The organism is Streptomyces sp. NRRL F-6676, assembly GCF_000725625.1.
In the GTDB taxonomy this organism is placed as follows: Bacteria; Actinomycetota; Actinomycetes; order Streptomycetales; family Streptomycetaceae; genus Streptomyces.
In genome coordinates this window covers 1-15,599 of sequence record NZ_JOHS01000032.1, presented here as the reverse complement: position 1 = coordinate 15,599, position 15,599 = coordinate 1, and the positions used below count along the sequence as shown (strand labels likewise).

Here is a 15,599-nt window from a genome sequence, read left to right as displayed (position 1 = left end):
TGGTCGTGGGGCTGCGGGTTCTGTACGGGGGCCGGTGATGTGCCGGGGCGGCCTCTCATGCCGTTCCCGCTCCGAGTGAGCGCATCGTTCCGTCGTGGTCACGTGCTGCCACAGCGGTGAAATGCGGGGTTCCTAGCGTCGGGAGCCCGCACCGCACCGTGGAGGCACGATGAGCAGAGCGAGTGGCCCCGCCGGCCGTTGGATCGAGCGTTGGGAGCCCGAGGACGAAGGGTTCTGGGAGCGGGGTGGAGAGCGGATCGCCAACCGCAATCTGTTCTTCTCCGTGGTGTCCGAGCACATCGGGTTCTCCGTGTGGACCCTGTGGTCCGTGCTCGTGCTGTTCATGGGGCCCGAGTACGGCCTCACCCCCGCCGACAAGTTCCTGCTGACCTCGGTCGTCACGCTGGTCGGCGCGGTCGTCCGCGTCCCCTACACCTTCGCCGTCGCGGTGTTCGGGGGGCGGAACTGGACCGTGATCTCCGCGAGTCTGCTGCTCGTGCCGACCACCGCCGCGTTCGTCGTCATGGAGCCCGGCACCTCCTTCTCCACCTTCCTCCTCGTCGCCCTCCTCGCCGGCATCGGCGGCGGCAACTTCGCCTCCTCCATGACCAACATCAACGCGTTCTTCCCGCTGCGGAAGAAGGGGTGGGCGCTCGGGCTCAACGCGGGCGGCGGCAACATCGGCGTGCCCGTGATCCAGCTCGTCGCGCTCGCCCTCATCGGGGCGGGCGGCGGTCCCCGGCTGCTGCTCGGGATCTACATCCCGCTGATCCTGCTCGCCGCCGTGCTCGCCGCGCTGCGCATGGACAACCTCGCCTCCGTGAAGAACGACACCGGCGCCGCCAAGGACGCCGTGCGGGACGTCCACACCTGGATCATGTCCTTCCTCTACGTCGGCACCTTCGGCTCGTTCATCGGCTACAGCTTCGCCTTCGGGATGGTGTTGCAGAACCAGTTCGGGCGCACCCCGCTCCAGGCCGCCTACCTCACCTTCATCGGCCCGCTCCTCGGCTCCCTCATCCGCCCCCTCGGCGGCCGGCTCGCCGACCGCTACGGCGGCGCCCGCATCACCCTGTGGAACTACGTCGGCATGGCCGCCGCCACCGCGGGCCTCCTCGCGGCCGGTCTCGCCGGGTCGCTGCCCCTGTTCGTGACGGTGTTCGTCGTGCTGTTCGTGCTCAGCGGGCTCGGCAACGGCTCGACGTTCAAGATGATCCCCGGCATCTTCCAGGCCAAAGCCCTGGCCGAGGGGCTCACGGGCGAAGCGGCCGCGGCGTACGGGCGCCGGCTCTCCGGCGCGGCGATGGGCCTCATCGGCGCGGTGGGCGCGCTCGGCGGCGTCGGCATCAACCTCGCCTTCCGCCAGTCCTTCCTCTCCTACGGCTCCGGCACCGGCGCCTTCGCCGCCTTCCTCGCCTTCTACGCCGCCTGCTTCGCCCTCACCTGGGCCGTATACCTTCGCCGCCCGGCCGGCCGGCCCCGTACGAGCGCCGCCGCGGAGACGAAGGCGCAGCTCAGCTACGTTGAGGTGTGAGACGTGACTTGACGTGCTCCCTGCCCTGAAGCCCAGGGATTCCGGCCTGGGTCGTCCGAGCCTTCCGGGAGCTTCCTGCTTCACCGCGCTGTGCGGGCACGTGTGCCCGTCTTACCGGCGCTCCACAGGCGTTTGGCATCTCCGCCCGTCCGGCGGCGACGATTCGGCGTCCTTCCAAGAGGATGTTGCGGGCTGCGTTGTGGTCGCGGTCGTGCACCGTGCCGCACTGCCCGCACGCCCACTCACGGACGTGGAGAGGCTTCGGGCCGTCCCGGAATCCGCAGGCCGAGCAGACCTGTGAGGAGGGGAAGGCCCGGCCCACCTTGGCGAAAGTGCGGCCGTGCAGAGCCGCCTTGTATTCCAGCATCCGTACGAACGCGGACCATCCCGCGTCGTGCACGGACTTGGCGAGCCGGGTGCGCCCGAGAGCGGACACCGCGAGGTCTTCCACGTACACCGCTTGGTTGTCGCGGATGATCTGTGTGGAAGCCTTGTGGTGGAAGTCCCGGCGCCGGTCCGCCACACGTGCGTGCTGGCGTGCGACCTTGATACGGGCCTTGGCCCGGTTCTTCGACCCCTTCTGCTTGCGGGACAGCTCCCGATGGAGGCGCTTGAGTTTCTTCTCCGCCCGGCGCAGGAAACGCGGGCTGTCGATCTTCCGCCCGTCGGACAGGACCGCGAAGGCGGACAGGCCGAGGTCGATACCGGTTTCCGTCTCCGCCTCGGGGAGGAAGCCCAATTCGGTGTCGACGACGAAGCTGAGGAAGTACCGGCCGCAGCTGTCCTTGGTGACGGTGAGAGAAGTCGGGGCTGCCGGAAGCCGGCGCGACCACGTGACCTTGAGGTTGCCGGCCTTGGCCACGTACACGGTGCCGTCGCCCTGGAGGGAGAAGGCGTTGGTGTTGAGACGGATCGACTGCCGGGTGTCCTTCTTCGACTTGTGGCGGGGCGGCCCGACGTTGCGGCCCTGCCGCTTGCCCTTGACCGAGTCGAAGAAGTTCTTGTAGGCGGTGTCGAGGTCCCGGAGGGACTGTTGCAGGACGACGGCCGACACGTCGGCGAGCCAGGCGCGTTCCTCCGTGCGCTTGGCCTGGGTGATGCGAAGCCGGGACAACTCGGCCGACTTCACATACGGCAGCCCCGCCGCGTGCGCTTCCTTGCGGTCGCGCAGGCAGTCGTTCCACACCACGCGGGCACATCCGAACGCCTTTGCCAGCGCGCGGCGCTGGTAGGCGTCCGGGTAGGCCCGGTAGTTGTAGCGGAGCTGCATGACCAGGACCCTACCGCGCGACCTGTAACTCAGCGGAGTGGGATGATCACAGGAATGGCGGGCAGGTGCCGGCGCGGAGTCTTCAACGACGAGATGCTGACACGCTGCGAAGAAATCATGCGCAAGGTGTGCGAGGACGTCGAGGCAGAGCTGAAGAGGTTCGACGGCGAACGCGATCACGTACACCTCCTGGTGCACTACCCGCCGAAGGTCGCCGTCTCCAAGCTGGTCAACAGCCTCAAGGGCGCCTCCGCCCGCCGGATCCGGCTGGGGGCACATCCCGGCCGAAGGCTGGGGGAGAGTTCACCGGAAGGATCAACCGCGCCCTCATGCACAGGCACCTGTGGTCGCCCTCCTACTTCTCCGTGTCGCACGGTGGGGCGCCGTTGGCCATTGTCCGCCAGTACATCGAGTTGTAGAAACGTCCACTCTAAAATGCACGTCAGAGCAGTCTTGAGACGCATTCATCCCCGGTGTGGATACGGGGTTCTCTGCAAGGAACCTGGTAACACAAGCGACATGGGGCCGAACCGGGACCGTCACGCGGCGTTGGCACGCTCGTAAGACGGGCAGGCAGGGACGGACGGGTCGCACCGGCGGAGCGCGGGGCCGAGCGCGGGGCCGAGCGCGGGGCCGAGCGTGGGGACGAGCACGGGACGAGGGCCATGGACGACGACGGACAGCAGTCACCGGAACAGGGGCAGGAACAGGGGCAGGGGCCGCCGGGGGAGGGCCCGGGGGCCGGCCACACGTACGGGCCGCTCGCCGGGTTCACCGTCGGGGTGACCGCCGCGCGCCGGGCCGAGGAACTGGGCGTGCTGCTCGAACGACGCGGCGCCGCCGTCCAGCACGCCCCCGCCCTGCGCATCGTGCCGCTCTCCGACGACGGCGAACTCCTCGCCGCCACCAAGGAGTTGCTGCGCCAGACGCCCGACGTGGTGGTCGCCACCACGGCCATCGGCTTCCGCGGCTGGATCGAGGCCGCCGACGGCTGGGGGCTCGGCGAGGAACTCCTCGCCCGGCTCCGCGACGGCGACGTCGAACTCCTCGCCCGCGGCCCCAAGGTCAAGGGCGCGGTACGGGCCGCCGGGCTCACCGAACGGTGGTCGCCGTCGTCGGAGTCGATGGCCGAGGTGCTCGACCGGCTCCTCGACCAGGGCGTCGACGGCCGCCGCATCGCCGTCCAGCTGCACGGCGAGCCGCTGCCCGGCTTCGTCGAGGCGCTGCGGGAGAGCGGGGCCGAGGTGGTCGGGGTGCCGGTGTACCGGTGGATGCCGCCGGAGGACCTCGGGCCGCTCGACCGGCTCCTCGACGCGACGGTCGCCCGCGGGCTCGACGCCCTGACGTTCACCAGCGCGCCCGCCGCCGCCTCCCTCTTCTCCCGCGCGGAACAGCGGGGAATGCTCGACGACGTGCTCGCCGCGCTGGGGCACGACGTGCTGGCGGCGTGCGTCGGGCCGGTGACGGCTGTGCCGTTGCAGGCGCGCGGGGTGCCGACGGTGCAGCCCGAGCGGTTCCGGCTCGGCCCGCTCGTACAGCTCCTCTGCCGTGAACTGCCGGGGCGCGCCCGGACCCTGCCGGTCGCCGGGCACCGGGTGGAGATCCGGGGCCATGCGGTGGTGGTGGACGGGGAGCTGCGGGCGGTGCCGCCGGCGGGGATGTCGCTGCTGCGGGCGCTGGCGCAGCGGCCGGGATGGGTCGTCCCCCGGGCCGTGCTCCTCCGTGCGCTTCCCGGCACGGGGCGGGACGAGCACGCCGTCGAGACGGCGATGACCCGCCTGCGGGCGGCGTTGGCCGTACCGGGGCTGATCCAGACGGTGGTGAAGCGGGGGTACCGGCTGGCGGTGGACGCGGCGGGTGACTGCGAGCCGGGCTGACCGTCACGGCGGGGGCGAAAAGCCCTCGGGCCCGGCCCCGGGGGGTTCCCGCCGTGCCCGCAGGCGGGCACTGTAGAGGGACCGGTTCCCCCCAAGGCGGTGACCCCGCATGCTCCCGTCCACAACCGGCGCCACCGCCGGTACCCCCCGCTTCGACGCCGGCCGCCCCTGCCTCGCCCTCCTCGCCACCACCCATCCCACCGAACACCTCCTCACCCCCACCGCCCTCCGCACCTGGATCACCACCACCCCCCTCGTCCCACCCGGCACCGAGCTCTCCCACGTCGATTCCACCTGGCTCCCCCCGTTCCGCGAACTCCGCGACCACGCGGCCCGGTTGACCGAAGAGACCCTCAGCCCCCGCACCACGCCCGCCGACGCCGTCACCGAAGCCCTCGCGCACCTCAACGCCCGCGCCCGCCAGGCGGCACCCCCCGCCCCCCGCGCGCTCCGCGCCGCCGACGGCACCCTCGTCCGCACCCTCCAGGCACCGCCCACCTGCGCCGCGCTGCTCGCCGCGCTCGCCTGGGACGCCGTGGACCTGCTCACCGACCCCGCCGCCCGGGCGCGGCTGCGCCGGTGCGAGGGCGACCACTGCCCCCTCGTCTACCTGGACACCTCCCGCGGCCGGCGCCGCCGCTGGTGTTCGAGCGAACTGTGCGGCAACCGCGAACGCGTCGCCCGCCACCGCCGCCGCGCGGCCCTGGCGCGCACCTGAACCCGGAATGCGGAAACCCGGAATACGAACCCGAATCCGCACGAGCGCGCACGAGCGGCCACGAGCCCGTACGAGACCGCACGACCCGGACATGCCGTTTCGACATTTTCTCCACACGGGTCAAGCCGAATTTTCACGCCGGGATCTCCGTGTATCACGAAGTGATTAAGACGCCCTTGTGACCTGCGTCTCCCGGCGGTCGCGGCCGAATGTCCCGTAGCGGGTGAAATGGATGCCCACCGGCGTGACCTCCCACACCTGTCGTCACAAAATCGTGCTGTCTCGTTGAACACAACGACACCCGCCCACGTACCCGGATGTGAGCGACCGACTGGGGGAACCCCCGGACATCGGAGGTGGGCGTGCGCAAGGATTCCGCCGTGGCTGATGAACGAAGGCCAAGGGCCCGACATCGCATGACTCCGTCCGCGTCGAACTCCTCGGCCGAACCGGACGAGGAGCTGATGCGTGCGTTGTACCGGGAACACGCGGGACCGTTGCTCGCCTATGTGCTGCGTCTGGTCGCGGGCGACCGGCAGCGTGCCGAGGACGTCGTGCAGGAAACGCTCATCCGTGCCTGGAAGAACGCCGGTCAGCTGAATCGAGCGACCGGTTCGGTACGCCCCTGGCTGGTGACGGTCGCCCGGCGCATCGTCATCGACGGCCACCGCAGCCGGCAGGCCCGGCCGCAGGAGGTGGACCCGTCGCCGCTGGAGGTCATCCCCGCGGAGGACGAGATCGACAAGGCGTTGTGGCTGATGACACTCTCGGACGCGCTGGACGACCTGACCCCTGCTCACAGGGAGGTCCTGGTTGAAACGTACTTCAAAGGGCGTACGGTCAATGAGGCGGCCGAAACGCTCGGGATACCCAGCGGCACGGTGCGCTCACGGGTGTTCTACGCCCTGCGGTCGATGAAGCTGGCTCTCGAGGAGCGCGGGGTGACGGCATGAGCAACGTCTACGGGGGATATGGAACCGGTTCCCCCGGCTCCGTGCACGGTCCACGCGGCGGCTCCGGGGACGACAACGTCCACGAGACCGTCGGCGCCTACGCCCTCGGCATCCTCGACGACGCCGAGGCCACGGCCTTCGAGGCCCATCTCGCCACCTGCGAGTGGTGCGGGCAGCAGCTCGACAGCCTCGCCGGGATGGAACCGATGCTGGCCGCGCTCGCGGACCTGCCCGGTGCCGGGACGCCCGCGATCGGCGAGTCCCTCTCCGCGAAACCCAGCCCGCGCCTGGTCGAACGGCTGGTCGACGAGGTGTCGGAGAAGCGCGCCCTCAAGCGGCGCCGCGGCTTCTACCTGGTGGCCGCCGCGGCCGCGCTCATCATCGGCGGTCCGCTCGCCGTGATGGCGGTCAACGGCGGTGACGACGGGGGCGGTTCGACCACCCAGGCGTCGGCGCCGGCCGCGGCGAAGGCGGCGTTCGAGAGCATCGACGACAAGGTGTCCCACACGGACGCGGGGACGGCCGTCAGCGCGGTCGTCGCCATGCAGCAGAAGGACTGGGGCACCGACGCGGTGCTGGAGCTGAAGAACGTCAAGGGGCCGCAGAAGTGCTCGCTGATCGCCGTCGGCAAGAACGGTGAGCGGGAGACGGTGAGTTCGTGGTCGGTGCCGAACTGGGGGTACGGCATCGAGAACGCGAAGTCCGACGAGGCGAAGAAGCCGTTGTACGTGCGCGGGGGCGCGGCCTTCAAACCGAACGACATCGACCACTTCGAGGTCATGACGTTCGACGGCAAGCGGTTGGTCGAGGTGAACGCGTAGCCCTTGGACCTCGTTGGGTGCGTTGTCGGCTGACCGCCGGTGGGGCTTCTCGCGCAGTTCCCCGCGCCCCTTGAGGGGCGCGGGGAACTGCGCAATCGTTTAGCGGGGGTCCGGGGGCGGAGCCCCCGGGGACGATGGGGGTCCCCCCTGCTCGAGCGAAGCCGAGAGCTTGGGGGAGGGTAGGGGCGGCGGGGGCGAAAAACCTTCCGGGCGCCCCGCGCGTAGCCGCACGTGTCCCCCTTCGCGTACGGTGGACGGCTGCTCAGCACGTCAGAAGGGGAGCCGGTGGCCGCTCAGGTTCAACCGCCGCACATCAAGCCCGCCGCAGGCGACTCCGCGCGCGACCAGGAGATCCTCGTCGAGCAGCGGCACCTCGACCGCGTCTACCACCGCCTCGAGGAGAAGATCCACGAGGCCGAGTTCCTGATGCACGACGCGGCCCGCCGCGGCCAGGTCGGCACGCCCGGCGCCCTCGCCGAGCGCGACGCCCTGGTCTTCCGCGCCGGCATCCATCTCAACCGCCTCAACAACGAGTTCGAGGACTTCCTCTTCGGCCGCGTCGACCTCCTCCTCGGCAAGGACGGCAAGAAGGGCCCCGACGGCGCGCCCGCCGCGGCCCCCTTCTACCGTGCGACCCCGGTCGACCCCGGCCGGGTCGTGCGCCGCCGGGTCATCCGGTCCAAGGGACGCCGCGTCCTCGGCGTCGAGGACGACCTGATGCGGCCCGAGCTGACCGCGTACCTCGACGGCCGCGAGCTGCCCGTGATCGGCGACGGCGCCCTGATGGCCGCGCTCGGCCGGGCCCGTACGCACTCCATGCGGGACATCGTCTCCTCCATCCAGGCCGAGCAGGACCTGGTGATCCGCGCCCCCGCCGCCTCCGTCACGTACGTCGAGGGCGGGCCCGGCACCGGCAAGACGGCCGTCGCGCTGCACCGGGCGGCCTACCTGCTCTACCAGGACCGGCGCCGGTACGCGGGCGGCATCCTGATCGTCTCGCCGACGCCGCTGCTCGTCGCGTACACCGAGGGCGTGCTGCCCTCGCTCGGCGAGGAGGGCCAGGTCGCGATCCGCGCCCTCGGTTCCCTCGTCGACGGCGCCGAGGCGGGGCTCTACGACTCCCCGGCCACCGCCCGCGTCAAGGGTTCCCTGCGCATGCTGAAGGTGCTGCGCAAGGCGGCCCGCGGCGCCCTGGAGGGGCGCGGCGCGCCCACCCGCCTGCGCGTCGTCGCCTTCGGCCGCCGCCTCGAACTGGAGGCGGAGGAGCTCGCGGAGATCCGCCGTACCGCGCTCGGCGGCACCGCCCCCGTCAACCTGCTGCGCCCGCGCGCCCGCAAGCTGCTGCTGGACGCGCTGTGGGCGAAGTCCGGCGCCGGGTCCCGGCACACCGACCCCGAACTCGCCGCCGAGCTGCGCTCCTCCTTCGACGAGGACGTCTCCACCGAGGACCCCTTCACCGACTTCCTCGACGCCTGGTGGCCCGAACTGACCCCGCGCGGCGTGCTGGACGCGATGGCCGACGAACGGCGGCTCGGCCGCTGGGCCCGGCGCGTCCTCAACCCCGGCGAGGTCCGCCGGATCGCGAAGTCCCTGCGCCGCGACGGCTTCTCCGTGCACGACGTGGCCCTGCTCGACGAACTCCAGGCGATCCTCGGCGTCCCCGCCCGCCCCCGCAGGCGGCGCGAGGCGGATCCGCTGGACCAGCTCACCGGCCTGGAGGAACTGATGCCGGTGCGCGAGGAGTCCCAGCGCGAGCGCGCCGAACGGCTGGCGCAGGAGCGCACCGAGTACGCGCACGTCATCGTGGACGAGGCACAGGACGTCACCCCCATGCAGTGGCGGATGCTGGGCCGCCGCGGCCGGCACGCCACCTGGACCGTCGTCGGCGACCCCGCCCAGTCCTCCTGGTCCGACCCGGACGAGGCCGCCGCCGCCCGCGACGAGGCCCTCGGCTCCCGGCCCCGCCGCCGCTTCACCCTCACCGTCAACTACCGCAACCCCGCCGAGATCGCCGACCTGGCCGCCCGCGTCCTGGCCCTGGCCATGCCGGGCTCGACGGCCCCCTCGGCGGTCCGCTCCACCGGCCTCGCACCCCGGTTCGCCGCCGTGGGGGAGTCGCTCGCGCGGACCGTGCGGGAGGAGACGGCCGCGCTCCTCGATCGGGTCGACGGCACGGTCGGCGTCGTCGTCGCCATGCGGCGGCGCGAGGAGGCGGCCCGCTGGCTGGCCGGGCTCGGCGACCGCGTGGTCGCGCTCGGCAGCCTGGAGGCCAAGGGCCTGGAGTACGACGCCACGGTCGTCGTCTCGCCCGCGGAGATCGCCGACGAGTCACCCGCCGGGCTGCGCGTGCTCTACGTGGCGCTGACCCGGGCGACCCAGCAGCTCACCGTCGTCTCCGGCGACCGGGACGAGCCGGACGCGCACGGGGTACCGGACCTGCTGCGGGACTAGACCTCCAGGGAAGGCACGCCTCCAGGGAAGGCACGCCTACGGGGAAGTCGCGCCTATGGGGAAGGCACGCCTCCAGGGAAGGCACGCCTACGGGGAAGTCGCGCCTATGGGGAAGCCACGCCTATGGGGAAGGCACGTCTCAGGGAAGACACGAGAGAAGGGCCCGTACCGGCTGTGCGCCGGTACGGGCCCTTCTCCTACGTCTGTGACACCGGCCCGCCATGCTCGCCTCGCGGCAAGTGGTCGCTCGAAGCGACTAAGGTTGGGCCCGGGGGCTTGGATCGAGCCGGTGCCACATCCAAGGTAACAAACGATCCCCGTAGGGCAATTCCCCTCCCGCGACTTCCTTGCCGAAACCCGAATCTCGCGGCGATTTCCCGGACCCGCGGGCTCCGGCCGCGAGGTTTCCGGCGAACGTGTCCACGAACACAACGTTCGCAATCGGGGGCGGCTACCACGTACTCCGCGGTAGGTGCGACGATCGGACGGCACACCGCGCGCAATACCACGCGCACACGCGGCCGCGCGAGACCCCGTCCGTGGGGTCCGCATGTCCGCACCCCACAGCACTACGCCTTTTGTACGGTGAAAGCAGAGGAAGTCGGCCATGGCAACGGCGCCCAGCGTCTCCTACTCGATGACCATCCGGCTGGAGGTGCCCGCGAGCGGAACGGCCGTCTCGCAGCTCACCCACGCGGTGGAGTCCTCCGGAGGCTCGGTGACCGGCCTCGACGTGACCGCCTCCGGTCACGAGAAGCTCCGTATCGACGTCACCATCGCGGCCAGCTCCACCGCGCACGCCGACCAGATCGTGCAGCAGCTGCGCGGCATCGAGGGCGTCACGCTGGGCAAGGTCTCGGACCGTACGTTCCTGATGCACCTCGGCGGCAAGATCGAGATGGCGTCGAAGCATCCCATCCGCAACCGTGACGACCTCTCCATGATCTACACCCCCGGTGTGGCCCGGGTCTGCATGGCGATCGCGCAGAACCCCGAGGACGCCCGCCGGTTGACCATCAAGCGCAACTCCGTCGCCGTCGTGACCGACGGCTCGGCGGTGCTGGGCCTCGGCAACATCGGCCCCAAGGCCGCGCTGCCGGTGATGGAGGGCAAGGCCGCCCTGTTCAAGCGGTTCGCGGGCATCGACGCCTGGCCGCTCTGCCTGGACACCCAGGACACGGATGCGATCGTGGAGATCGTCAAGGCGATCGCCCCGGGCTTCGCGGGCATCAACCTGGAGGACATCTCCGCGCCGCGCTGCTTCGAGATCGAGGCGCGGCTGCGCGAGGCCCTGGACATCCCCGTCTTCCACGACGACCAGCACGGCACCGCGATCGTGGTGCTGGCCAGCCTGACCAACGCGCTGCGCGTGGTCGGCAAGGCGATCGAGAACGTGCGGGTCGTCATGTCGGGCGCGGGCGCGGCCGGTACGGCCATCCTGAAGCTGCTGCTGGCGGCCGGGGTGAAGAACGCGGTCGTCGCCGACATCCACGGCGTCGTGCACGCCGGGCGCGAGGACCTGGTGGACGCCGCGCCCGACTCGGCGCTGCGCTGGATCGCGGACAACACCAACCCCGAGAACCTCACCGGCACGCTGAAGGAGGCCGTGCGCGAGGCCGACGTCTTCATCGGCGTCTCCGCGCCCAACGTCCTGGACGGCGACGACGTGGCCGCGATGGCCGAGGGCGCGATCGTGTTCGCGCTCGCGAACCCGGACCCCGAGGTGGACCCGGCCGTCGCACGTCAGACGGCCGCGGTGGTCGCCACCGGCCGCTCGGACTTCCCGAACCAGATCAACAACGTGCTGGTCTTCCCGGGCGTCTTCCGCGGCCTGCTGGACGCGCAGTCCCGCACCGTCAACACCGAGATGATGCTGGCCGCGGCGACGGCCCTGGCGGACGTGGTGAGCGAGGACGAGCTCAACGCGAACTACATCATCCCGTCCGTCTTCAACGACAAGGTCGCCGGCGCGGTGGCCGGCGCGGTCCGCGACGCGGCGAAGGCGGCGGGCGTCACGGCGTGACGTCCCTGGCGGCCCACGGCGTGACGTTCCGGGGTGTCCGGTAGGTTCTGTGCCCCCGCTGTGACGATGGACACGGCGGGGGCGTACCCGGCGCGTCGCGGGGCAGAGGGGCTGCGAGCGCCGCCTAGGGTCTGTCCGGCCGGTACCGGTGGCCGCTTTTCGTGTGACACGCGGGAGTGTTCTCACCATTCCTGCGGGTGCCGGATTGGCTTTACCGCCGCAGGTAGGGGCAGGATGCCTCCCTGGGCGCGAGGGTTCGGACGACGGACCCGGGTCCGGGGACTCACCGGGGACCCTGGCAGCATCGGCTTCGCCGTGCCCGACATGCGGCCTGGCCGCGTGGCACGCCTCCATGGCAAGAAGAACACGGGAGTAAGAACATGAACCGCAGTGAGCTGGTGGCCGCGCTGGCCGACCGCGCCGAGGTGACCCGCAAGGACGCCGACGCCGTTCTGGCCGCCTTCGCCGAGACGGTCGGCGAGATCGTCGCCAAGGGCGACGAGAAGGTCACCATCCCCGGCTTCCTGACCTTCGAGCGCACGCACCGTGCCGCTCGCACCGCGCGCAACCCGCAGACCGGTGACCCGATCCAGATCCCGGCCGGCTACAGCGTGAAGGTGTCGGCGGGCAGCAAGCTCAAGGAAGCCGCGAAGGGCAACTGACGTTGCCGGCCCTGTCGTGCGTCGGGGGACGGCGCGCGGCACCGTGACACACGCCGTTGGGGCGGCCCCGGGACTCCGGGGCCGCCCCAACGGCGTACCTGCCAGGGGCTCCGCCCCTACGACCCCGGCGGGCGCCGGCGCCCGAGGGCGCGAGCCCGGCAGGCTACGCCAGGGTCGCCGTCGGGAGTTCGGCCTTGGCGCCCAGGGCCGCGAGTTTCTCCATGAAGTTCTCGTAGCCGCGGTTGATCAGGTCGATCCCGTGGACCCGGGACGTCCCCTGCGCCGCCAGCGCGGCGATCAGATACGAGAAGCCGCCCCGCAGGTCGGGGATGACCAGATCCGCACCCTGTAGCTTCGTCGGGCCCGAGACGACCGCCGAGTGCAGGAAGTTGCGCTGCCCGAACCGGCAGTGCGAGCCCCCGAGGCACTCGCGGTACAGCTGTATGTGCGCCCCCATCTGGTTCAGCGCGGAGGTGAACCCGAGCCGGGACTCGTACACCGTCTCGTGGATGATCGACAGCCCCGTCGCCTGCGTCAGCGCGACGACCAGCGGCTGCTGCCAGTCCGTCTGGAAGCCGGGGTGCACGTCCGTCTCCAGGGCGATGGACTTCAGCTGCCCGCCCGGGTGCCAGAACCGGATGCCCTCGTCGTCGATCTCGAACGCCCCGCCCACCTTGCGGTAGGTGTTGAGGAACGTCATCATCGACCGCTGCTGCGCCCCGTGGACGTAGATGTTCCCCTCGGTGGCGAGCGCGGCGGACGCCCAGGACGCGGCCTCCAGCCGGTCCGGCAGCGCCCGGTGGGTGTAGCCGCCGAGCGTGTCGACACCGGTGATGCGGATCGTCCGGTCGGTGTCCATCGCGATGATCGCGCCCATTTTCTGCAACACGCAGATCAGGTCCTCGATCTCCGGCTCGACCGCCGCGTTGGACAGCTCGGTGACGCCCTCCGCGAGCACGGCCGTCAGCAGCACCTGCTCGGTGGCGCCCACCGAGGGGTACGGCAGCGCGATCTTCGTACCGCGCAGCCGCTGCGGCGCCTCCAGGTACTGCCCGTCCGCCCGCTTCTCGATCTTCGCCCCGAACTGTCGCAGCACGTCGAAGTGGAAGTCGATGGGCCGGCCGCCGATGTCGCAGCCGCCGAGACCCGGGATGAACGCGTGGCCGAGCCGGTGCAGCAGCGGGCCGCAGAACAGGATCGGGATGCGGGAGGAGCCCGCGTGGGCATCGATGTCGGCGACGTTCGCGCTCTCGACCCGCGTCGGGTCGAGCACCAGTTCGCCGGGCTCCTCGCCGGGGCGCACCGTCACGCCGTGCAGTTGCAGCAGTCCGCGCACCACCCGCACGTCGCGGATGTCGGGGACGTTGCGCAGCCGGCTCGGCGCGCTGCCCAGCAGGGCCGCCACCATGGCCTTCGGTACGAGGTTCTTCGCACCGCGGACACGGATCTCGCCCTCCAGCGGGGTTCCGCCGTGGACAAGCAGGACGTCGTCATTGCCGTTGACGGTCATGTATCTCGCGTTCCGGTGAGGGGGGCAGGGCCGAAGAGGCAAGGGTAATGGCCGGGCACCCCCCTGGAGTAAGCCCAGGGACCACCCAGGGAGGTCATAGCTTTGCCACAACACGAGCCGTACCCGCGCGGGCACGTGGGGTGACCGGCGGGCGGCCGGGAGGCGGCCGGCGGATGGCCGGAACCGTACCTGCCCCCGCCGTGCGCCCGGTGCCGCTTCCCTGCGCCCCGGCCGGCCCTCACCCGCGTACCGGGATTGCCTCCCCACGCGGGGGGAAGATGCGGGATCATGTCTGGCATGACCGAGGTGTCCTCGCTCACGGGGCGGCTGCTCGTGGCCACGCCCGCCCTGTCGGATCCGAACTTCGAGCGCGCGGTGGTGCTCCTCCTCGACCACGACGAGGAGGGCTCGCTCGGCGTCGTCCTCAACCGCCCGACCCCGGTCGACGTGGGCGACATCCTCGAGGGCTGGGCCGACCTCGCCGGTGACCCCGGGGTCGTCTTCCAGGGCGGGCCCGTCTCCCTCGACTCGGCGCTCGGCGTCGCGGTCATCCCCGGCGGCGGCTCCGGCGAGCGGACCCCGCTGGGCTGGCGGCGGGTGCACGGCGCGATCGGGCTCGTCGACCTGGAGGCCCCGCCGGAGCTGCTGGCCTCGGCGCTCGGCTCGCTGCGGATCTTCGCCGGGTACGCGGGCTGGGGGCCGGGCCAGCTCGAGGACGAACTGTCGGACGGCGCCTGGTACGTCGTCGAGTCCGAGCCCGGGGACGTCTCCTCGCCGTCGCCGGAGACGCTGTGGCGCGAGGTGCTGCGCCGGCAGCGCAGCGAGCTGGCGATGGTGGCCACGTATCCGGACGACCCGTCGCTCAACTGAACCCGGCACGTTTCAGTACCCTTGGCCCCATGAGCACTCTCGAGCCCGAGCGCGGGACCGGTACGGGGACCCTCGTCGAGCCGACGCCGCAGGTGTCGCACGGCGACGGCGATCACGAGCGCTTCGCGCACTACGTCCAGAAGGACAAGATCATGGCGAGCGCCCTCGACGGCACGCCCGTCGTGGCGCTCTGCGGCAAGGTGTGGGTCCCGGGCCGTGACCCGAAGAAGTACCCGGTGTGCCCCATGTGCAAGGAGATCTACGAGTCCATGGAAAACGGCGGCGGCGACGAAGGCGGCAAGAAGTAACTGCCGCGGGCACCGACGGGCTCCAGGGGGCAAAGCCCCCTGGGGCCGCCCTGTAATGGGCCCGGGAACGAAGCCTCCCCACCCTGCAACGGGCCCGGGGACGAAGCCTCCCCGCCCTGCAACGGGCCCGGGGGCAGAGCCCCTCACGTCTGTCGGGGTGCAGGGGCGGAGCCCCGCGGGGTGCAGGGGGCAGAGCCCCTCACGTCTGTCGGGGTGCAGGGGCGGAGCCCCGCGGGGGTGCAGGGGGCGCAGCCCCCGCCGGGGTCGAAGGGGCGGAGCCCCTGGGGATGGGAAGGGTAAGGGCGGCGGGGGCGAAAACCCTTCCGGTGAGGCCACCGCCCCGCACCCCTGGAGGCGTCCGTATGACCCACCCCGAACCCGCACCCCCCGCCCTCGTCCCCGCCCCCCGTCACATCATCCCCACACCCGCCACCCGCACCCCCACCCTCGACGCCCACACCACCCTCGACGCGCCCCCCGGCACCACCGCCACCGCCCACTGGCTCCGCACCACCCTCGGCACGGCCCTCGGCCTGCCCCTCCCCCCCCCCCCCCCCCCCCCCCCCCCCCCCCCCCCCCCCCCCCCCCCCCCCCCCCCCCCC

Annotated in this window: 12 protein-coding genes and 1 pseudogene; 11 read left to right on the top strand and 2 right to left on the bottom strand. The window is 71.6% G+C overall.

From position 1 onward, the window contains the following. The first annotated feature begins 169 nt into the window (after nt 1-169). Complete coding sequence (locus tag IO29_RS20130) at nt 170-1,534, top strand: NarK family nitrate/nitrite MFS transporter (RefSeq protein ID WP_030380477.1); 1,365 nt, start codon at nt 170-172, stop codon at nt 1,532-1,534. On the opposite strand, the gene IO29_RS20125 is transcribed toward IO29_RS20130, so the two are convergent. Further along, the gene (locus tag IO29_RS20125) at nt 1,515-2,804 is read right to left on the bottom strand and encodes an RNA-guided endonuclease InsQ/TnpB family protein (RefSeq protein ID WP_033225947.1); all 1,290 of its coding nucleotides are present in this window, start codon (nt 2,802-2,804) and stop codon (nt 1,515-1,517) included. The two genes, IO29_RS20130 and IO29_RS20125, sit on opposite strands and share 20 nt — an antisense overlap. A 63-nt stretch (nt 2,805-2,867) precedes the next feature. Here IO29_RS20125 and tnpA point away from each other — a divergent pair. The 8 genes and pseudogenes from tnpA to IO29_RS20085 all read left to right on the top strand — a co-directional run. Then, nucleotides 2,868-3,223, top strand: a pseudogene (gene tnpA, locus IO29_RS20120) (IS200/IS605 family transposase); the annotation flags it as partial. Nucleotides 3,224-3,469: 246 nt separating this feature from the next. Next, the gene (locus IO29_RS20115; protein ID WP_030380475.1) at nt 3,470-4,681 is read left to right on the top strand and encodes a uroporphyrinogen-III synthase; all 1,212 of its coding nucleotides are present in this window, start codon (nt 3,470-3,472) and stop codon (nt 4,679-4,681) included. Between the two features lie 109 nt (nt 4,682-4,790). After that, nucleotides 4,791-5,399, top strand: coding sequence for a CGNR zinc finger domain-containing protein (locus IO29_RS20110; RefSeq protein WP_030380474.1), 609 nt, complete (start codon nt 4,791-4,793; stop codon nt 5,397-5,399). A gap of 356 nt (nt 5,400-5,755) precedes the next feature. After that, nucleotides 5,756-6,352: a sigma-70 family RNA polymerase sigma factor gene (locus tag IO29_RS20105; RefSeq protein ID WP_030380473.1), complete on the top strand. Its 597-nt coding sequence runs from the start codon at nt 5,756-5,758 to the stop codon at nt 6,350-6,352. Further along, complete coding sequence (locus tag IO29_RS20100; RefSeq protein WP_030380472.1) at nt 6,349-7,173, top strand: anti-sigma factor family protein; 825 nt, start codon at nt 6,349-6,351, stop codon at nt 7,171-7,173. Before IO29_RS20105 ends, IO29_RS20100 begins: the two co-directional genes overlap by 4 nt. Nucleotides 7,174-7,458: 285 nt before the next feature. Further along, nucleotides 7,459-9,624: a HelD family protein gene (locus IO29_RS20095; protein WP_037840570.1), complete on the top strand. Its 2,166-nt coding sequence runs from the start codon at nt 7,459-7,461 to the stop codon at nt 9,622-9,624. Between the two features lie 607 nt (nt 9,625-10,231). Continuing rightward, nucleotides 10,232-11,647 carry an NAD-dependent malic enzyme gene (locus IO29_RS20090; protein ID WP_030380470.1) on the top strand — a complete coding sequence of 472 codons (1,416 nt, stop codon included), beginning with the start codon at nt 10,232-10,234 and terminating at the stop codon, nt 11,645-11,647. A 380-nt stretch (nt 11,648-12,027) separates the two neighbouring features. Next, entirely contained in the window at nt 12,028-12,309 is a 282-nt protein-coding gene (locus IO29_RS20085) for an HU family DNA-binding protein (RefSeq protein ID WP_006139383.1), read from the top strand. Nucleotides 12,310-12,472: 163 nt separating this feature from the next. Here the strand turns inward: IO29_RS20085 and murA are convergent, their stop codons facing one another. Further along, complete coding sequence (gene murA, locus IO29_RS20080; RefSeq protein WP_030380469.1) at nt 12,473-13,819, bottom strand: UDP-N-acetylglucosamine 1-carboxyvinyltransferase; 1,347 nt, start codon at nt 13,817-13,819, stop codon at nt 12,473-12,475. 297 nt (nt 13,820-14,116) lie between these two features. On the opposite strand from murA, the gene IO29_RS20075 reads away from it, so the two are divergent. Beyond that, entirely contained in the window at nt 14,117-14,689 is a 573-nt protein-coding gene (locus IO29_RS20075) for a YqgE/AlgH family protein (protein WP_030380468.1), read from the top strand. 29 nt (nt 14,690-14,718) lie between these two features. Continuing rightward, complete coding sequence (locus IO29_RS20070) at nt 14,719-14,997, top strand: DUF3039 domain-containing protein (protein WP_030380467.1); 279 nt, start codon at nt 14,719-14,721, stop codon at nt 14,995-14,997. Nucleotides 14,998-15,599: the final 602 nt, after the last annotated feature.